Below are 20,064 nucleotides of genomic sequence, written 5' to 3' on the forward strand. Positions count from 1 at the left end.
GAATAATCTTATTCCGGCTTATTTTTTATATAGAGATAAAAAAAATGCGCAGGTATACTACCAGCGCACTTTTTATAAAGACGAAATATTTGCTAGCTGATCAATTTATAATTTTTATACTCCCCTATTCTCCAGCCGGTAATTTTCTCAATCTCATGGAGCACACGGTGTCTTGGTTTGAAACGACCGCGGGAAGGATCATATTTAAACTCCCAGTTTTGCTGGGCGATAGCATCATGCATAATAGCAGGATGTGTGCCGGTAAAAGGAGCAAGAATATCAATTACAGAATGGAAATCAAATGGTTCCTCTTCCCTGGTAAACTCTGGTGAAGTGGCTCCCTGGGAATAGTAGCTGCTAAACTTTTTAACCTTTCCACGCAGCAGATATGGGTTACGGCAGTAAGAATAATGGTAGATATGTGCGTTCAGTAATTTTACTTTCAGCTTGGTACCATTTTTCTTTTCATCTTCGTTATACGCTTCTTCCGAATCGTAGAGGCGGAAGCCCTGAGAGTCGCGATAGCTGAAAACTTTAGGATCGTTCCGGGTAATACGGATTTCCTTGCTGTGCCATTTGCGGGTAGGCCCGATGTGATTATAGTCGCCCACGAAGTGATAGAAAGGAAACAGGAAACCATCCACTTTTTTGTTGTGGAGATTTTCCAGCATGGCCTGTCTTATTTCCGGGATGTCTTTTTCATGGATTAATTCATCAGACTGGATATGAAACGCCCAGTCAGCGTCCGGGGAAATTGCTTTCAGGCCGATATTTGCCTGTTGCGCAAAGATTTTCCCACCTTTGGTCATTGCAATACTCCATTCAGTATCGATGATCCGGATTTTAGGAGAACCAATTGCTTCAATTGCCTCGCGGGTACCATCGTCCCCTTTCCCGACAATGGCAATAAACTCATCTACCAATGGCAATACAGATTTGATAGATTGAATTACAGGGTATCCATACGTAAAACTATTACGCATGTACGAAAATCCACTTACTTTCATAGGTTGTCAGTGTTTGATAATTGTAGGCTTTTCTGTTATGACAGTTCTAAAGTTGCATTCATTAGTCCGTTCGTTGGTTCGCATATTTGATGCCGCAGTGCGGCATAGCTACATCTAAAGTGTCTCAAAAATAGGGTAAAAAGCCGGGATTTCGTATATGATAAGTTTAAGCCCCGGTTAATTATTGCCGGGGCTGTATAGTATTATATATTAGAATATTTTAAAGTTTGGCGTTTTGCCTTACTGCTTCGAAAGTAATATTGGAGGTGAGATGGCCATTTTCGAAAACAGTAACCAGCTGATCCTTCAAATCAGGGAATTCTTCTTCCCTAACGGTAATGAATACACCGTTTTCTACTACCAGCTTAAGTTTGCCTGCTTTGGATTTTTTGAAAGAAGTGCGTAGATGACCATCTTTATCCAATTCGGCAGGAGATTTCTGTACATCGATATGTTTACCGTTTACCTGTGCATAGGAGCATTTGAGTGCAAACTCCTGGGTATCACGGTTTACGCGTTGGAGTAATGCGCCGCCCATACCGAGTACAAGGTTTTCTGCGCTGATACCGGCTTGCTCCAGTGCGGCAAAAATGCCAGGGATAGAAGAATAGCTGATGCCATCTCCCTGGATCACCCGCACTTGTGGAGGCAATACCTTGTATCCTTTTTCATTGGTAGTGTATCCAAACTTATCCATAAGGATCTGGAATACACGGAGGAGTGTTTGAACGGGGTCGCCACTGTCGGGGCGTATCACCAAAGTACCCTGTCTGCTGAGGATCTGCTCTTTCAGTGCAGTGCCCCAGTATTCTTCGCAGGCGCGGAAGATGTTGTAGGAATCAGAAACACAGGCGATGGTTCCGGTGGGGAAGGTATCCAGCACATGTTTAAAGATTTCCAGTTCACCTTCTTCGCCGAGGAGGGTACAGATGCTATGCTCAGTGGCCGGGATGGAAAGGCCGGGTGCGGTTTTGGCCTGGTAGTACCTTTTTGCAAAGGTAGAACCGGGAATGGTGTCACTGCCGGAGAAGTTGACCAGGTGGGCGCTACCGCCGATGCCTGCACTTTCTACGCTGCTGGCGCCGCGGAAACCGAAGTCATTCAGTACAAAATCAATTCCGGCAAAGGCTTCAGCAGAAGCAGTTTTGTTATAATAGTCTACTACTACTTTCTTGATTTCTCTTGATACGGAGGCCACGGTGCATGGATACCATACCTGCATCAGTAATGTTTCCAGGAAGTTGGTCAGCCAGAAACAGGCAGGGTCCGTGTTTTCGATGGTCATCAGTACATTTCGTACAGGCACTACCGTTCCTTCGGGTACTGCTTTGATACGTACCGGCAGCTTACCGCCATGTTTTTCAACGATATAGTCGAATTTGCTTCTCTCAAAAACATCATTTCTCCCAAATACTTCCAGCAATTCTTTTTCTGCCTCATCAATTTTTTCTTTGGTGATGACTACCCCTTCCAGGTATTCTTTGAGGAAGTACTGGAGGCCATAGAACACGGTTTCATTGAATTTACCACCACGGCTCTCGAGATAGGAATAGATGAATTCGGTACCAGGGATATATAATTTGTGGTGAGAGTATTTATAAGCATCGGCCAGCAAAACGAGATTCTCTTTTGTCATAGCAGTAAGTTTTTAGTCTTGGGTAGAATATTTTTTGAGTAGCAACTGCATCAGCGGGATATGGGTATCGGTAATTTCCTGTTGTGCAATCAGTTGTGGGATATCTTTTACGTTTACCCATCTGAGTGCTTCCAGGTCGTCCCCTGCTGCTGGTTCGCCATAGATCAGGTCTGTGGCAAAGAGTGTGGTGATGATTTTATTGACTTCGCTGCGGTAGCGCCAGTCGTTTACCCGCAGAGAGGAAACATATTCGAAATCGCCGGGTTCAAAGGTGCCGCATTCTTCCTGCAGTTCGCGGCGTGCGGCAGCTTCGAAAGATTCGTCTTCCGGGTCAGAGAAGCCTCCTGGCAGCCGCCAGGCTGTTTCGTTCGGCTTTCTGCCGAGCAGTAATTCCGTTTTATTGTTTCTGAATACGGCGATATCTACAGTGGCATATACAGACGGAAAAAGACTGTAGGTATTGTAGATAATGCCAGCCCGGAACTCTTCTGTGTCGAAAACCTTGTCAGAAATGGCTTCCCGGAGGGCGGTAGCATTATAATCGCTTACCGGTGGCAGCGCTACGGTTGGGTAACGGCCGGTGTAGGTGCCTATAAAGCTATCCCGGCTGCCATACAGCTGAAATGTTTCATGCGGGAAGGTATTATGTAATAGTTCGTCCAGTTTGTGGGACCAGACCATATCAGATTTCTGGTCGCTGAGCGGAAGCACAATGATTTCCGGAAACAGCTGTTTGATCATTCTTTCCCGGGTGTGGTAGTCGAGTGGGTTCTTCCTGCTACCTTTTACCGGACTAACGCCGAGTACTATCAGCACGCGGTTGTGCTGTTCTTTCACCTGTCTGATGATTTCCAGGTGTCCTTCATGTAAGGATGGTGTTTGAAACCTGGCGATAATAACTCCTGTGGGCTTTGTGTGCATCTTCGGTGCTATTTTGTGTAATTATGACACAAATATAAGCAGGTATTTTATATCTCCAAAATAATTTTTGTAAAAATTACACAAAATAAAATCCCGGGGTTAGATTTCGAAGGCCATACCTTCTTTTTTCAGCTGGAAGTATTTCTCTTCATTGAAGCTGAAAAGCTTTGCCGGACGGCCTTGCGACACCTGTTTCTGTTTTTCGTTATGCGCGAAAAGGATGCCCAGGTGATTAATTTTTTTCTGAAAATTTCTTCTGTCGATAGGTCTGTCGAGCAGGGTTTCGTATAATTTTTCCAGGTCGGCGATGGGGAACTTCTGATCCAGGAGTTCGAAGCCGATAGGTTCGTATCTTATTTTATTACGGAGGCGTTTTACGGCCAGGTCAATAATGGTGGCGTGGTCAAATGCCAGGTCTGGCAAATCCTTGATATTGAACCAGGAGGCATCTTCTGCGTCGGAGCTGGCGGCCAGCTTATAGTTGGTTGGGTTTACCAGTCCGAAATAGGCGATAGACACTACGCGGCCTCTCGGGTCGCGGTCGGGGCCTCCAAAGGTATATAACTGTTCAAGGTAATTGATATTCACGCCGGATTCGGTCAGTAGTTCACGGGTAACGGCATCTTCCAGCGATTCTTCATCACGTACAAATCCGCCGGGGAGCGCCCAGCTATGCAGGTAAGGCTCTATGGTACGTTTGATCAGCAGTACCACAATGCCTTCCTTTGGTATATATCCAAATACTACCGCATCAACGGTAAGTCTTATATGTTGCTTGATAGCCAAAGTAAAAACGGGTTATTTGCTGTTAATATAATGTTCGAGCTGACCTGTTCCCTTATGCAGGTTGATGAAGCGAGGATTTTTTGCCGGATCGAAAACGATAATGGTATTGGCTTCCCATACATCCTGCGGGGTAGGAAGATCGATTACTACTTCCTGCGCATTGCTACGAACGAAGAGCAGACTGTCTTTCCCGGCCATATGTCTTTTAAAGCCATGCTGGTCCAGGTAGTCGGTCATTTCTTTTTTTAATTGCTGGATGGAGTCAGACAGCGGGCCTGGAGCAGGTTTCATCTCCCGGTAAACGTAGCTTTTTTCAGTGATCACGTCATATGCCGATCTGTCCATTGTCTTTTCACCGCGCTGTTGATTGCAAGCCATCAACCCGCATGCTGCCAGTGATAATATTGAAAATAATTTACGCATAGCTGTTGTTATTGTTCGTAACAATCGTAGTTACGCTGACGATAAATTTTGCCGTCCCGAAACTCAATTATAGTGCAAATAAACGCTTTCATTACCTGTCCGCGGCGAAATTTTCCTGCATCCACACCAATTTCTCCGGTCCATTTAGCTTCTACCACCAGTGTATTTCCGTTTTCAAATGCCTTCAGCACGCTGTAGTGCTGCGATTTGAGTATCAGCTTTGTAGTGGCCATACTCTCCATAATAACATCAAAATTCCGTTGTTTGATATCATTAGACATCTGATTGGGGTATTCCGTCTGGATGATATTTGGATGAAATATCCTGGCAAATTCAGCAGCATCTGCTGAAAAATGTTCCAGTAGCTGAAAATATTTATAAACTACCGCCAGTTTTTCGTCCATTCAGGATTTTAATTACGAATTACAAATTACACAATAGCCGTCAGTGCATCAAGTGATGATGCAAACAAATTGCGAATTTATAAAATTCGTTTTTATATCAGCATCAGCTGCAATTATTTGATGGCAGCTGTAGTAGGTTCAGGAGTGTTGGAAAAGGCCAGTTTGTCCTTTCCATCGGTCTTGTCTATCAGGTCGTAAACGACTTTCATGACCGTCAAAGTGCCTTCGTAGTTGATTTTATCGGCGCTGTCGCCGCTTTTATGATAATCTTCTCTACCGGTAAAGAAAAAGAGTACAGGAATATTTTTTCTATAGAAAGATGTATGATCAGAAGGGCCTATACCGCTTGGATCATATACGATTTTCGTTTCTTTTGCACTTCCCTGGAGCAATGCTGCCCAGGAAGGGCTGGTTCCTACCCCGCCGATCTGGAGGCCATTGGAGGGGTCCAGCTTACCGACCATGTCCAGGTTTATCATATAGTTTACCTGTCCGAGGTTGATGGGGCTATTGGCAGCCAGGTACCTGGAGCCGCTGCATTCCTGCTCGTTGCCGGAGAAGGCCACGAACAGGTAATTGCTGTTATGCAGCTTGGAAGCTTTCACCTGGCGGGCGATTTCCAGCAATGCCGCGATGCCGCTGGCATTGTCGTTGGCGCCGTTATACAGTACTTTACTATCTTCCTGTAAATCTTCTCCAAAACCTAAATGGTCATAATGGGCGCCGATAATCACTGTACGGGCAGCATTATTATCGATATAGCCGATCACGTTGACGCCTGATTGTTTTACCGGCTGCAGGGCAATGTGCATATTGATCAGGAAGCTGTTGGCGTCATCGTCTGCCAGTTGCCTGCTGATGTCCGGAGCCACCCATACTGCCGGGATGGCTGCTGCGGGCGTTTTTTGCTGTAGCCATGCGCTGACTTCAGCAGGTTTTTCCTTTCCGTTATAGAAGATAACGGCTGTTGCGCCGGATTTGGCTGCGGTAGCGGTTTCCTGCTGATAGAGGTCCAGACTTGTCTTGTATTTATTGCTGTCGATCTCCGCAACATTCACGAGCCAGATATTTTCCGGTTCATTGGCTTGTGGCAAAACTTCCCCTTTTGCGGCTGTTTGTGCTGAAAAAGGCAACGGAATATACTGGGCGCCGGTGGTAAGCTGATGGTGATTCAGCTCAAAAGCGCACGCAGGAGCGGGTTCCATTCCTTCTTTTACGGTAAATGTTTGCAGGAAGCCGTCAGTCCCTTTAGGGATAAGCCCTATCTGTTGCATTTGAGATACAATGTATTCAGCTGCCAGCCGCTCGCCCGGAGCACCTGTACGGCGTCCTTCCAGCTTATCACTGCTGAGATAATTGATGTGCAGTTGCAGGTTTGTCAGGGTTTTTCGGTCACTCTTCTTCTGCGCATTTACATACATGGTAGTAACTACCAATGGTAACAGCCAGGTTATCTTTTTCACAGCAAAACAGTTTTGGGTGTGAATGCAAAATTACGGATTACCCTTCACCAATAAGGAATTTCATGCCAGAACTTTTTACTATTTCGTTGTATTTTAGGTATTTATAATATATTGATTTAGTCTGCTGAAAGTCATCTGTCTATATCTGTCTGGCGTTGGTACGATCCAAAATGCTATTTTTGCCGCGTTTTAAAAAATAAGTATGAAAAACACGCCTTTTACAGAAAAGCACATTGCGTTGGGTGCTAAAATGGCTGCATTCGCAGGTTACAACATGCCAATATCATACACAGGTATTAACGACGAACATCAGGCTGTCCGCACCAATGCCGGTGTGTTTGATGTGAGTCACATGGGCGAGTTTATTTTAAAAGGAGAAAATGCGTTGGACCTGATCCAGCGTGTTACCAGCAATGATGCCTCCAAACTGACAGCGGGTAAAGCGCAGTACAGCTGCCTGCCTAACGATGAAGGTGGTATTGTGGACGACTTACTGGTATACTGCATTGAGCCAGACAATGTGTATATGCTGGTAGTAAATGCAAGCAATATCGAAAAAGACTGGAACAGAATCAGCCAGTTCAACACCAAAAACGTTGAGATGCACAACATCTCCGACAAAACTGCGCTGCTGGCGATCCAGGGCCCTAATGCTACCAGCATGCTCCAGCCACTGACGGAAGTAGACCTGGTAAACCTGAAATACTACACTTTCGCTAAAGGCGAATTTGCAGGTGTTCCAAACGTAATTATCAGCGCTACCGGCTATACCGGCGCTGGTGGTATCGAAATCTATTTTGAAGACAAAGATGGCGCTGCAGATAAAATCTGGAATGCACTCTTTGAAGTAGGTGGACCTAAAGGCCTGAAACCTATTGGTTTAGGTGCCCGTGATACCCTGCGTCTGGAAATGGGCTTCTGCCTCTATGGTAATGATATCGACGACCGTACCTCTCCAATGGAAGCTGGTCTGGGATGGATTACCAAATTTACCAAAGACTTCCCTTCCCGTGCTATCTTTGAAGCACAGAAAGCAAATGGCGTTGAACAGAAACTGGTAGGTTTTGAAATGGTGGACAAGGGTATTCCCCGTCACGATTACGAAATCAAAGATGCAGCAGGTAATGTTATCGGTCGTGTAACTTCCGGTACACAGTCTCCTTCTATGCAGAAAGCCATTGGCCTGGGTTATGTAAAAACTCCTTTTGCAGGCCTGGACAGCGATATCTACATTGCCGTTAGAGATAAATCCCTGAAGGCAAAAGTGGTAAAAGTGCCTTTTCTGGGATAAGTAAAATATTCGGCCAGGCTATAGGAATATGAATAGCCGGTTAAAGTTATTAATTTCGGTGCCTGGAAAAACTATTTTTCCGGGTACCGGAATTTTTATAATTATACCATATCTATGCCCACTATTCATCTGACAACCGTGATCCATGCCCCACGGGAAAGGGTTTTTGACCTGAGCCGTAGCATTACACTCCATAAAAAAAGTATGGAGCATACCAGAGAGGAGCCAATTAAAGGCAAAACCAGTGGTTTGATTTCCTTGGGGGAATCAGTCACCTGGCAGGCCCGCCATCTGGGAAAACTCAGGCAACTGACAACTAAAATTACCCAGATGTCTGCCATAGAACATTTTTGTGATGAGATGACGGAAGGGGATTTTACCTCCATGAAGCATGATCACTTTTTTAAAGAGATAGAGAATGGTACTGTGATGATAGATCTGATGGAATTTGGTACCCCTTATGGCTGGTTAGGCCGTATGGTAGAGCGATTTTATCTGCTGCAATACATGACGAAGCTCCTGAGTCTTCGCAACGATACAATTAAGGAATATGCGGAAACAGACAAGTGGAGAGTGATCCTTGATTAAAGAAAAACGTAACTGAATGACAGAAAGCAACAAACCCAGCCTGGAAGTATGTTTATCTCCGGCTCTACTGCATCTTTATGATGTAAAAAACAGCATTGTAGTAATTATTGACGTACTGCGTGCTACCTCTACGATCTGTACTGCTTTGTACAATGGCGCCGCGAAGGTTATCCCGGTGGCCTCTGTAGAAGAATGTGTCAACATCGGACGCGCCATTGGCGGCATCACTGCCGGCGAACGCGATGGAAAAGTGGCGGAAGGCCTGGTACATGGCAACTCCCCTTTTGAATACCCCAGAGATTTTATTGAAGGTAAAACATTGGTACTCACCACTACCAATGGTACAAAATTGCTGCACATGGCAAAAGATGCCATCCAGATAGTGACCGGCTCCTTCCCGAATATCACCGCAGTATGCGACTACCTCATATCCCAGGGACAAAACGTAATCCTTGGCTGCGCCGCCTGGAAAGACAGGGTAAACCTCGAAGATACCCTCTTCGCCGGTGCTGTGGTTAGCCGTATTAAATCCCATTTTGACATCAACTGTGACTCCGCGATTGCTGCAGAAACCCTGTACAACGCTGCTCAAGGGGATATCTATACCTTTATGAAGCAGGCCTCACACTACAAACGCCTGTCTAAATACAACCTGGAAAAAGATATTGAATATTGCCTGACTGCCGACGGTGCGAACGTATTGCCGTTGTTTAAGAACGGAGAACTGGTGGCAGAACCCATCGTTTAAGGCCCTTTGGGCGGTTTACAGCCAGTCTGGAATATTATTTTTTTATAAACCTTCGTTAAAAAGGCTGCCGGAATTACCGGCAGCCTTTTTTTGTTTACCTTAATTTTAATGATAATCAGTGTGTTTAGAATGCTCTTTTTTACTTATTTTTAAAGAAAAGATATGTTATCGGAGATGGGCAGATGACCTTTTTTCATTAGGGATTTTCTGCTTACTTTTGTGGATTGCCTTTTTGCCAGTCGCCGATGACTTTTTTTTCTTACTTTAACCCTTCGGCTGGTAAAATAAAAGCTGGCAACAAGAGATAGTATGTCGCTACCCCATTTGCTCAAATATGTTTATAACAACGGCACTGATGAAGTGATCCGCAGGGGGAAGCGTATATTTTCTACCGGTGGTGTCGAATTAATTGAGGCAGACCCGGTATTAAAATCAGCTACCTTCCGCGTGAAGAGCGACACTCATGCCAATTTTTACCGTGTATCTATCAATAAATATGGTGATACATCAGGTATGTCCATCCGCTGCCAATGTCCTTATAACCTTGGAGACATTTGTCGTCACGAGGCAGCCGCCCTTTTCCAACTCCAGGAAATGCTGGACAAAAATCAGTTCGAAAGCTTCGATACACAGTTCGATCAGCAGCATACGCTGATCAAAATGAAGTCGATCGACCTCAAAACCATTAAACTGCTTACCTCTGGCGGTATATTCGCCAACGCAGAAAAGCTGGCTAAAGAACATCCCGCAAAAATCATCTCCGCAAAAGATGAAAAAGTGGAAGCTGTTATCAAGGTAGGCAAAGAGGAATTTCCTTTAATCATCCAACGCAATGAAGAACGGTTCTTCGATACGCATTGTACCTGTGATGAAACGGAACATGCCCTCTGTGTTCATAAAACCGCCCTGTTCCTGCAGCTGCTGCAAAAACACGGGCCGTTCTACTTCGATACACTCCGTAACTGGGATAAAGAGAAAAATAAGCTCCTCTCCCTCTACGGCTACTCCCTCAGCGATGACCTGGAAGGTAAATTTACCTTTACCTATACCGATGGGAAACCTTTCCTGCGCGTATTAGACCCAAGCATCAAAAGAGTAGATGGCACCACCATCGGCAGACAGCAGGCTCCGGCCCCCGCCCCCGCTGATGAAACTATCACCGCAACACAGCGTCTGGCAACGGTTTTCAATGCCAACGAAACATTATATCCTTACTTCCGCCTGGACCTCGTTTCCGGTGAGGTAAACGATGAGCAAACCGCCTTCGTTTCCCTCGCCAGCAAACTGGACTTATCCAAATATGTGGATTTCTACCAGTTCAAGGAAAAAGACAGGGAACTGATCGCACCCGTGCGTAAGCTCCAGAACGCAGAAGTAAGCAAATTCCTCAGCAAAAATTCTCCTTTTGCCGGTATATGGGAAAATATTACCCACGAAAATGCAGAAGAACTGCCCACCGAAACAAAAGAATTAATGCTGGAATATCTCCACCCTAAACTGGCCAAACTGTTTCCGCAAATGGCCGAACAGGGACTGATATTCCTCTTGCCAAACAGACAGGCATTCAAGACTAAAAGCCTTGTCCCTGTTCAGTTAGGCGCCGAACGCCTTCGCCTGATCATCAAAACACGTACTACTGCTTCCAACGTGGAAATAGAATGCTACGTGTCCATAGAAGGGGAAGAAGTCAACGTTTCCCGCAATGAATGGGAAAGTCCGTTGCTGTTCCTGCACCAGAACGTAGTATATATGTTCGAAAATCCGCAGGACTCCTTACATGTTGAGTTATTCCGTCAGAATAATAAACTGAAAATTCCTACGAAGGAATGGCCGGTATATCTTAAAGATTACCTGCTGCCAATGAGCCGCCAGTACGATATCCAATTCGATACCGGCCTCCTGGCGGAAGTGCACGACATCAAACCCGAAGCACGTGTTTACCTGAAAGAAATGGGTGAAACCTTCATTATCCAGCCTGGATTCGCCTACCGCGGACAGGAAGTAGAATGGAATGATGAAAGTAAAATCACCGTTCAGGAAGGCAATAAGGTAATCGTTATCCACCGCAACAAGGAAGCAGAAGACGAGTTTGTAGCCAAACTCCGTACGCTGCATACCAACTTTGCACAGATAGATAATAACAACTATTTCTACCTGCGCGCCAAAGAAGCACTGAAAAACAACTGGTTCTTCCTTTTCTTCGACGCACTGAAAGAAATGGATGTCAGGGTATTCGGCTTCGATAACCTGCGGAATTTCAAATTCAGTTCCCATAAGCCGGTAACCAATCTGCAGATCAGCTCCGGCATCGACTGGTTTGATGCTCAGATTGAAGTATTGTATGGCGATCAGCGTGTATCTATCAAGGATATTAAATCTGCACTCGCCAATAAACAAAACTATGTGCAGCTGGCCGATGGCAGCCTGGGGCTGCTGCCGGAAGAATGGCTCCGCAAATATTCCCTGCTCTTCAAAGTTGGGGAAGAAAAGGATAAAGGTCTTAAACTCAGTAAATATAACTTCTCCGTTATCGATGAACTCTATGAGTTTATTGATGATGAAGCGGTAGTAATTGAACTGGAACAGAAACGTAAAAAGCTGTTGCAGTTTGATGAGATACGGAACATCGCATTGCCGGAAAACCTGCATGCAAAACTGCGTCCTTACCAGGAAAGCGGCTTCCAGTGGCTCAACTACCTCGACGAGATCAAATGGGGCGGTATCCTGGCTGATGACATGGGTCTTGGTAAAACCATCCAGGCACTCACCTTCATCCAGTATTACAAAAATAAACACGGCCATTGTACCACACTGGTAGTGTGCCCTACCACCCTGATTTATAACTGGGAAAATGAGATCAGGAAGTTCACACCGGAAATAACACATCATATTCACCACGGTCCTACCCGACTCAAAACCGCGGAAGAACTGGGTCAATTTGATATTATCATTACCACCTACGGTACTTTGCGCAGTGATGTGCAGCTGCTGATGAAACTTGAATTCGATTATGTTGTACTCGATGAGTCGCAGGCAATCAAGAACCCGCAGTCTAAAGTTACCAAAGCCGCACAGCTGTTACATACCAAAAACAGGCTGGCGCTGAGTGGTACCCCGATGCAGAACAATACCTTCGACATCTATGCACAGATGAACTTCCTGAACCCGGGTATGCTGGGTAGTGTAGACTTCTTCCGTAACGAGTTTGCAACGCCTATCGATAAATTCCAGGATGAGGAAAGAAAAGAACATCTGCGTAAGCTGATATATCCGTTTATTCTTCGCCGTACCAAAGAACAGGTGGCGAAAGAATTACCGGAAAAAATTGAAACAGTTATTTTCTGTGAGATGGACGCGGAACAACGCCATATCTATGATGCGTACCGTAACAGCTATCGTTCTAAAATCCTTGGTGTTATTGAAGATCAGGGTATGGAACGTTCACAGCTGACCATCCTGCAAGGTTTGATGAAACTGCGTCAGATCTGTGATAGCCCGGCTATCCTGAATGATACCGAGCAGTATCCAAACCATTCTGTAAAACTGCATGAGCTTACCCGCGAAATCGCTGAAAATATCGGTAACCACAAGGTGCTGGTATTCTCTCAGTTCCTGGGTATGCTGGGGCTCATCAAAGAGCGCCTGCAACATCTGAAAATTCCTTTCGAATATTTTGATGGTAGCACGTCTACAATGGACCGTGAAAAAGCCATTCAGAATTTCCAGGGAAATGATGAGTGCCGTGTATTCCTGATTTCACTGAAAGCTGGTGGTGTGGGTCTTAACCTTACCGCGGCGGATTACGTATACATCGTAGATCCATGGTGGAACCCGGCGGTAGAACAGCAGGCCATTGACCGTACGCACCGTATCGGACAAACGAAAAATATCTTCGCTTATCGTATGATCTGTAAAGATACCGTAGAGGAAAAAATCCTGCAGTTACAGGAAAGAAAGAAATCGCTGGTGAAAGAAATCATTGCTGATGATAACGGCTTCGTGAAGAAACTCACTAAAGAAGACGTGCTGTATCTCTTCAGCTAATAATATTTACAATGAAAAAAGGAAAGTTGATAGTGGCTTAGGCTGTTATCAACTTTCCTTTTTTTATTATACCATAGCGCTCAATATAGCCATTGGTAACCAGATAGATACGGCAGCGCCGTAGAGCAGATCCAGCCAGACAATAGAACCTAGTGCTCCCACATATATAATGCATACAATAGGGAAAGACAGTACTTTCAGCCACATTGGAGTATTGGGCCCGTGCCGTACAATTGCCCAGATATTATTAGCGTCTCCGATAGATGGAAATGCATGCATGGAAATGCTTATACCCAGGTATAACAGAAAGTAATCAGTAAAGGTCAGATGACCGATATGCGCAACAGGTATAACTGCCGGAAAGGCAATCACCATACCGAGTATGCTGTTCAGGAAAAACGGGCCTATGCTGATAAACAAACTGTGGATAGATTTTTTTGGTATTTCATGGTGTACAAATCCAATAGGATTCGCCAACTGGAAATAGGTTACTTTGTATACCGCTACACCAAATAAACGACAGAATAACTGGTGTGCCAGTTCATGTATCACCACACCCGGAAATGTTACAATAGAGATGATTATGCCCCGGAGAAAGTACATAAGAATATTTTAATGTTGAGAAGTAATAGAATCCACGTACGCGTTACTCTTACGGGCATAATTTGCTTGTACATATGTCAATGCTTCCTGGTCTTCAGGGTAGCTTTGCAGGATAAGGGAAAACAGGGAGTCAGCAGCTTGATATTTCTCCCGTTCATCCAGCCTTTCTGCATACTTTCGACGAATATCCACGCTTCCGGGATATTCTTTTAACAGCTGAAGAAAAATAGAATCACAGGTTTCAATATTGCCGACATAGTTATAATAATATGCCTGGGTGGTTTTTAATCCAACAGCGTCAGGATGTACTTTAACCATTGAATCTAAAAGATGTAGTTCCATTTTGGCATTGTCAGTATTGGCTTCCAGCAGTTTTACACAATCATCATGGATGTACAGAAACCCTTTTTCACTAATAATGCGATCCACATCTGCGAGTACATTTTCATCTTCAAAAGAACTATTGGCAATCAGGTCGTGAATGCTATCTGCTGCATCATAGTCGCCATCCCTGAATGCTGCTTCCATGTAGGCTACACGAAGTTTCATGTTGTCGTTGTACTGTTCCATCAATGGTTCCAGAAGTGCCCTGGCCGAATGAAAGCGATGTTCTGTCATCAGCTTTTTCGCTCTCTCATAGTTGAAATAAGTTTGTAGGCGTTCTGGCACTAGCCACAACGAATAAACGATAATGATGCCGACGAGAATAGCGGCTCCTTTAATATGTTTATGGATTGGATATCGGCTGAATGCTTTCCTGCATGCTACGCATAGTGGGGTTACATACCCTTTTTCAGCCTCAGGGCTACGACAGTTTTCGCAATAGCGCGTCCAGGGAGATTGTTCAGAAACTGGAGTAGTGACCGGCTCTTCATTTGGCTGGTCTACTGATTCCGGATTAACGTTCATAGGTATACGGGATATATTTTAGGGCAAGATACCTATTTATTTCAGCGCGTTAATTACCTCTATGTACCATTTTGCGTCAACTTTCCTTGTAATGAAGTATGCTATTTCCATATGCAGAAATAGTATAGACCCTTCCATTTCTGCATGGTTTTCCGCAACAATCATCTACCTAAAAAATAATCATCTGCATATTAAATAATTGATAATCAATTTGTTGATTTTGTTTAAGCGCGATTTTTTCCGAAATGGCATTCCGCTGGCATTACCATATGAACAAAAAACAATATTACCATGTTACCAGATTCAAAAGTCTCCCAGCTAATAGGTAACCAGATTACCGGGCTGTCATCAGCCATGCAGCTGTATTCGGGCAGAGATAAAGTGAGTAAGGTGATCCACAGCTTTGCTGATTACACCAGGAAAATGATCCAATTGGGCAGACTCGATGAAGTAAGACGTTGCTTTACCATGGCAGCGGTGCTGTATCATAACGGAAGTATGGTAGTGAAAAATGCGATTGAATGCGTTTATGTTTATACGTTATCACCGTTACTGCATACCAGACAACAGCATGTTAATATGAAAGAGCTGCTGCCAGTAACACTTTTACGTTTGCACAGACATCATCTCCGCACATCCGCACTTTAATGTTTAACTAAAAAAGGAAAATATATGTTGCTTACCATTCTGTTGCTGATTGCGGGCCTGGCCTGCTTCTGGCTCTTCTTCAAATCTGTTGACTACTTCGAAAAAATCTAAATGCTATGACCGCACTTTTCGTCTTATCCATCCTGGTATTCCTATACATGGTGTATGTATTACTGAAACCGGAAAAATTCTAAGGCTGCTATTTAACTAACTATAAAATGAATACAGAAATTCTGGGCGTTATCGCCACCTATGGACTAACACTGCTACTAGCCTGGCCACTTGCGAGATATATTGTAAAAGTATTCAGAGGTGATAGGGTTTGGTCCGATTTTATGTCGCCGATTGAGCGCCTCTTCTTCAAGTTTTCCGGCATCGATCCTAAAGAGGAAATGGACTGGAAACAACACATGAAAGCATTGCTGACGATCAACCTGGTGTGGTTGGTGTATGCATTTTTTGCATTGATGTTTCAGCATAAGTTGCCACTCAACCCTGACGGAAACCCTGGCCAGTCGCCAGATCTGGCATGGAATACTGCTATCAGCTTCGTAGTGAACTGTAACCTCCAGCACTATTCCGGAGAAACGGGTGTAACCTACTTCACACAGTTATTTGTATTGGCATTCCTGCAATTTGTAAGTGCTGCCACCGGTATTGCTGCGTTGATAGTCGTATTCAAGGCATTTAAAGAGAAATCTGTTACCAAACTGGGTAACTTCTGGGATATCTTCCTGAAAACAATCACCCGCATTTTACTGCCACTTAGTATACTCATTGCCGTTATCCTCATCTTCAATGGTACACCTGCCAGTTTCGCCGGAAAAGATACTGTTGTTTCGATGCAGGGCGACACCGTGAACGTTTCCCGTGGTCCTGCTGCCGGCTTTATCGCTATCAAGCACCTGGGTACCAATGGTGGCGGATGGTTCGGCGCCAACTCTGCACATCCGTTCGAAAACCCTAACTACATTGGGTTTATCACCGAAATGGTGGCGCAGGTAGTGATCCCTATCGCGATGGTATTTGCGCTGGGTATGTTTATCCAACGCAGGAAATTCGCGTATGTCATGTTTGGTATTATGACCATAGGCATGATTATGTTACTGATACCTACTATGCAGGCGGAGATGGGAGGTAATCCGGTACTCGCGCATATGGGTATACTACAGCCAACGGGCTCCATGGAGGGCAAGGAAGTCCGCTTCGGCCCTGCCGGCACAGCATATTGGAGTACTGTGACGACGATTATCTCTACCGGGTCTATCTGTGGTTTCCATGATAGTATGATGCCGGTTTCCGGCCTGATGCAGCTGCTGGGTATGATGCTCAACTGCCTGTACGGCGGATGTGGTGTAGGTATCCTGAACTACTATATCTACGTGATCATCGCAGTATTTATTTCTGGTCTGATGGTGGGGCGTACGCCTGAATTCATGGGCCATAAGCTCGAAGCCCGGGAAGTGAAGATCGCTGCTATTATTACGCTGCTGTCGCCATTCCTGATCCTGGCCTTTACTGCTTTTTCTTCTTACATACTGGTACATCATCCGGATGTAAACTGGGCGGTAAAACCGGGGGCATGGCTTAATAATACTGGTTATCACGGCTTCTCTGAAATGCTGTACGAGTATACTTCTGCCAATGCCAACAATGGTTCCGGCTTCGAAGGACTCGGTGATGGCAACGTATTCTGGAACGTGAGTACCGGCTTTGTACTGATACTTGGCCGCTTCCTGCCTATTATCGGGCCGGTTGCAATTGCAGGTATCATGGCCGCTAAAAAATATGTACCTGAATCAGCTGGTACCTTAAAAACAGATTCCCTGACTTTCGGCGCCATGACTTTTGCAGTAATCGTTATTCTCACTGCATTGTCTTACTTCCCTGCTCTGGCACTGGGTCCTATTGCTGAGTATTTCTCTGTTTATAAATAATTAAGTAGAAAATGAATAAAGATAATAAACTGTTTCCCAGGGAACTGGTGATGGAAAGCCTGAAGCAGTCCTTCGTGAAACTGAATCCTAAGCTGATGATCAAAAACCCGGTAATGTTTACCGTGGAAATCGGTACAGCCGTTATGTTGATCGTTGCTTTATACGCATTGTTTACACACAACACAGAACAGGGTTCTGCTACTTATAATATAGCCGTTTTCGTTATACTGTTCCTCACTGTTTTGTTTGCCAACTTTGCAGAAGCAATTGCTGAAGCCAGAGGTAAAGCACAGGCTGAAAGTCTGCGTAAAACAAGGGAAGAAACACCGGCGAAAAAAGTGGAAGTAATCGGGGAAATCTTCACCAACGAAATAAAAATCGTTTCTTCTTCCCAGTTAAGAAAAGGTGACATCTTCTTGTGTGATCCGGGAGATATTATCCCGGCAGATGGTGAGATAGTAGAAGGCTTGGCAAGCATAGATGAGTCTGCCATTACCGGTGAAAGTGCGCCTGTAATCCGCGAAGCTGGTGGTGATAAATCCAGCGTGGTAGGCGGTACCAAAGTATTATCAGACCATATTAAAGTACGTGTAAGCACGGAGCCGGGTGAATCTTTCCTGGACAAAATGATTGCACTGGTGGAAGGAGCTAGTCGGCAGAAAACACCGAATGAGATAGCACTTACGATTCTGCTGGCCAGCTTCACACTGGTGTTCATCATTGTGTGTGTAACACTGAAACCATTTGCAGACTATGCAAACACACCGATAACCATTGCCGCTTTCATTTCATTATTTGTATGTCTGATTCCTACCACGATCGGCGGACTCCTTTCTGCCATTGGTATTGCCGGTATGGACCGTGCACTGCGTGCAAATGTAATCACCAAATCAGGTAAGGCCGTAGAAACAGCTGGTGATATAGATGTACTGCTGTTGGATAAAACAGGTACCATCACCATCGGTAACCGTAAGGCTACTAACTTCTACCCTTCCAATGGTATCGACAATACGACCTTCATTCAGCTGTGTGCCATCAGTTCCTTATCTGATGAAACGCCGGAAGGTAAGTCTATCGTGGAGCTGGCAGGAAAAGACATCGTAAGTAAACTGAATACTTCCGGTGGTGTGCTGGTGAAATTTACTGCTGAAACCCGCAGCAGTGGTATCGATCTGCCTGATGGCAATAAGATCCGCAAAGGCGCTTTCGACGCTATCAGGAAGCTGACCGAAAGAGCGGGCAACAGCTTCCCGGATGAAACGAAATCACGCGTGGAAGCCATTGCCAAAGATGGTGGTACGCCGCTGGTTGTAGCTTTGAATGGTAAGGTACAGGGTGTTATCGAATTGCAGGATATCATCAAACCTGGTATCAGCGAGCGTTTCGAGCGTCTGCGCAAGATGGGGGTAAAAACAGTAATGGTAACGGGTGATAACCCACTTACTGCCAAATACATTGCTACCAAAGCGGGTGTCGATGACTTCATCGCAGAAGCCAAGCCGGAAGATAAAATGACTTATATCCGTAAGGAGCAGCAGGAAGGCCGTCTGGTGGCTATGATGGGCGACGGTACCAACGATGCGCCGGCCCTGGCCCAGGCAGATGTGGGCGTGGCCATGAACAGCGGTACCCAGGCAGCTAAAGAAGCTGGTAACATGGTGGACTTAGACAATGACCCTACCAAGCTGATTGAAATCGTAGAAATCGGTAAACAGTTGCTGATGACACGTGGTACCCTTACCACTTTCTCCATCGCCAACGACGTAGCCAAATATTTCGCGATAGTACCTGCGCTCTTTGTGGCCTCCATACCGGCTTTGCAAGGTATTAACATCATGAAGCTGCACAGTCCTGAAACAGCGATTCTCAGTGCGGTTATCTTCAATGCGATTATTATCCCTATGCTGATACCACTGGCGCTGCGCGGCGTTGCCTATAAGCCAATAGGCGCCAGTGCACTGCTGAGAAGAAACCTCCTGATATATGGTGTTGGAGGTGTCATCGCGCCTTTCATCGGAATTAAGATCATAGATATGCTGATTGCATTGTTTATGTAGATGATTAATGTTTAAAAGAAAAGTCATGAAAAAATATCTTTTGCCATCCATAAAACTTACGCTCCTGCTGGTTGTCCTGCTGGGCGGACTCTATCCCCTGCTGCTGGCAGGTATTGCGAAACTCGCTCCTGGTAAAGGGGATGGTGTAACGGTCATGCATAATGGAAAAGTAGTGGGTTATGAGCAGATAGGTCAGAAGTTTACAGAAGATAAATACTTCTGGAGTCGCCCTTCTGCGGTGGATTACAACGCTGCCGGTTCCGGTGGCTCCAATAAATCCGCTGATAATGCTGATTACCTGAAGATTGTACAGGCGCGTATCGACACTTTTCTGGTGCATAACCCTGATGTGAAAAAGTCAGACATCCCTGCGGAACTCGTTACCGCTTCTGCGAGTGGACTGGACCCTCAGTTGTCGCCAGCTGCTGCCTATATCCAGGTGGCACGTATTGCCAAGGTGCGCAATATCCCTGCCGACAGGCTTAATCAGCTCGTAGCGGCCAATATTAAATCTCCTGTAATGGGTATGTTCGGCCCTGCCACTGTAAATGTGCTCAAACTGAACGTTGCGTTAGACGAATTGAAATAATGCTATCATA

18 protein-coding genes are annotated in these 20,064 nt (G+C 45.1%); 9 read left to right on the top strand and 9 right to left on the bottom strand.

Annotated elements, in window-relative coordinates; translation table 11 throughout:
- Nucleotides 1–92: 92 nt before the first annotated feature.
- The 7 genes from F3J22_RS03590 to F3J22_RS30795 all read right to left on the bottom strand — a co-directional run bounded on the left by F3J22_RS03590 (nucleotide 93) and on the right by F3J22_RS30795 (nucleotide 6,640).
- Nucleotides 93–1,007, bottom strand: coding sequence for a glycosyltransferase family 2 protein (locus F3J22_RS03590; RefSeq protein WP_167014374.1), 915 nt, complete (start codon nucleotides 1,005–1,007; stop codon nucleotides 93–95).
- A gap of 220 nt (nucleotides 1,008–1,227) precedes the next feature.
- Nucleotides 1,228–2,643 carry a nicotinate phosphoribosyltransferase gene (locus F3J22_RS03595; protein WP_167014376.1) on the bottom strand — a complete coding sequence of 472 codons (1,416 nt, stop codon included), beginning with the start codon at nucleotides 2,641–2,643 and terminating at the stop codon, nucleotides 1,228–1,230.
- A gap of 12 nt (nucleotides 2,644–2,655) precedes the next feature.
- On the bottom strand, nucleotides 2,656–3,564 hold the full coding sequence (locus tag F3J22_RS03600; RefSeq protein ID WP_167014378.1) for an NUDIX domain-containing protein: 909 nt from the start codon (nucleotides 3,562–3,564) through the stop codon (nucleotides 2,656–2,658).
- Between the two features lie 99 nt (nucleotides 3,565–3,663).
- Nucleotides 3,664–4,350 carry an NUDIX hydrolase gene (locus tag F3J22_RS03605; RefSeq protein WP_167014380.1) on the bottom strand — a complete coding sequence of 229 codons (687 nt, stop codon included), beginning with the start codon at nucleotides 4,348–4,350 and terminating at the stop codon, nucleotides 3,664–3,666.
- A 12-nt stretch (nucleotides 4,351–4,362) separates the two neighbouring features.
- Nucleotides 4,363–4,773 (bottom strand): hypothetical protein, encoded by a 411-nt coding sequence (locus F3J22_RS03610; RefSeq protein WP_167014382.1) that lies wholly within the window; start codon nucleotides 4,771–4,773, stop codon nucleotides 4,363–4,365.
- 8 nt (nucleotides 4,774–4,781) lie between these two features.
- Nucleotides 4,782–5,177: a nuclear transport factor 2 family protein gene (locus F3J22_RS03615; protein WP_167014384.1), complete on the bottom strand. Its 396-nt coding sequence runs from the start codon at nucleotides 5,175–5,177 to the stop codon at nucleotides 4,782–4,784.
- A gap of 113 nt (nucleotides 5,178–5,290) precedes the next feature.
- Nucleotides 5,291–6,640, bottom strand: coding sequence for a M28 family peptidase (locus F3J22_RS30795; protein WP_167014386.1), 1,350 nt, complete (start codon nucleotides 6,638–6,640; stop codon nucleotides 5,291–5,293).
- Between the two features lie 202 nt (nucleotides 6,641–6,842).
- Between F3J22_RS30795 and gcvT the strand changes: the two genes are divergently transcribed.
- From gcvT to F3J22_RS03640, 4 genes are all read left to right on the top strand, one after another.
- The gene (gene gcvT, locus F3J22_RS03625) at nucleotides 6,843–7,931 is read left to right on the top strand and encodes a glycine cleavage system aminomethyltransferase GcvT (protein ID WP_167014388.1); all 1,089 of its coding nucleotides are present in this window, start codon (nucleotides 6,843–6,845) and stop codon (nucleotides 7,929–7,931) included.
- 114 nt (nucleotides 7,932–8,045) lie between these two features.
- Nucleotides 8,046–8,519, top strand: a complete 474-nt coding sequence (locus tag F3J22_RS03630; RefSeq protein WP_167014390.1) for an SRPBCC family protein — start codon at nucleotides 8,046–8,048, stop codon at nucleotides 8,517–8,519.
- A gap of 16 nt (nucleotides 8,520–8,535) precedes the next feature.
- Nucleotides 8,536–9,267 (top strand): 2-phosphosulfolactate phosphatase, encoded by a 732-nt coding sequence (locus F3J22_RS03635; protein ID WP_167014393.1) that lies wholly within the window; start codon nucleotides 8,536–8,538, stop codon nucleotides 9,265–9,267.
- A 309-nt stretch (nucleotides 9,268–9,576) separates the two neighbouring features.
- Complete coding sequence (locus F3J22_RS03640; RefSeq protein WP_167014395.1) at nucleotides 9,577–13,311, top strand: DEAD/DEAH box helicase; 3,735 nt, start codon at nucleotides 9,577–9,579, stop codon at nucleotides 13,309–13,311.
- A 66-nt stretch (nucleotides 13,312–13,377) separates the two neighbouring features.
- On the opposite strand, the gene F3J22_RS03645 is transcribed toward F3J22_RS03640, so the two are convergent.
- Nucleotides 13,378–13,914, bottom strand: coding sequence for a metalloprotease family protein (locus F3J22_RS03645; RefSeq protein WP_167014397.1), 537 nt, complete (start codon nucleotides 13,912–13,914; stop codon nucleotides 13,378–13,380).
- Between the two features lie 9 nt (nucleotides 13,915–13,923).
- Complete coding sequence (locus tag F3J22_RS03650; protein WP_167014399.1) at nucleotides 13,924–14,823, bottom strand: lipopolysaccharide assembly protein LapB; 900 nt, start codon at nucleotides 14,821–14,823, stop codon at nucleotides 13,924–13,926.
- Nucleotides 14,824–15,114: 291 nt separating this feature from the next.
- Between F3J22_RS03650 and F3J22_RS03655 the strand changes: the two genes are divergently transcribed.
- The 5 genes from F3J22_RS03655 (at nucleotide 15,115) to F3J22_RS03675 (ending at nucleotide 20,054) form a co-directional block, all read left to right on the top strand.
- A complete protein-coding gene (locus tag F3J22_RS03655) occupies nucleotides 15,115–15,471 on the top strand; it encodes a hypothetical protein (protein ID WP_167014401.1) in 357 nt (118 codons plus the stop codon).
- A 116-nt stretch (nucleotides 15,472–15,587) separates the two neighbouring features.
- The gene (locus tag F3J22_RS30800; RefSeq protein ID WP_167018300.1) at nucleotides 15,588–15,665 is read left to right on the top strand and encodes a potassium-transporting ATPase subunit F; all 78 of its coding nucleotides are present in this window, start codon (nucleotides 15,588–15,590) and stop codon (nucleotides 15,663–15,665) included.
- 24 nt (nucleotides 15,666–15,689) lie between these two features.
- Nucleotides 15,690–17,408 (top strand): potassium-transporting ATPase subunit KdpA, encoded by a 1,719-nt coding sequence (kdpA, locus tag F3J22_RS03665; RefSeq protein ID WP_167014403.1) that lies wholly within the window; start codon nucleotides 15,690–15,692, stop codon nucleotides 17,406–17,408.
- A gap of 11 nt (nucleotides 17,409–17,419) precedes the next feature.
- Nucleotides 17,420–19,465: a potassium-transporting ATPase subunit KdpB gene (gene kdpB, locus F3J22_RS03670; protein ID WP_167014405.1), complete on the top strand. Its 2,046-nt coding sequence runs from the start codon at nucleotides 17,420–17,422 to the stop codon at nucleotides 19,463–19,465.
- A gap of 25 nt (nucleotides 19,466–19,490) precedes the next feature.
- The gene (locus F3J22_RS03675) at nucleotides 19,491–20,054 is read left to right on the top strand and encodes a K(+)-transporting ATPase subunit C (protein ID WP_167014407.1); all 564 of its coding nucleotides are present in this window, start codon (nucleotides 19,491–19,493) and stop codon (nucleotides 20,052–20,054) included.
- Nucleotides 20,055–20,064 lie beyond the last annotated feature (10 nt).

It is taken from the genome of Chitinophaga sp. Cy-1792 (assembly GCF_011752935.1).
In the GTDB taxonomy this organism is placed as follows: domain Bacteria; phylum Bacteroidota; class Bacteroidia; order Chitinophagales; family Chitinophagaceae; genus Chitinophaga.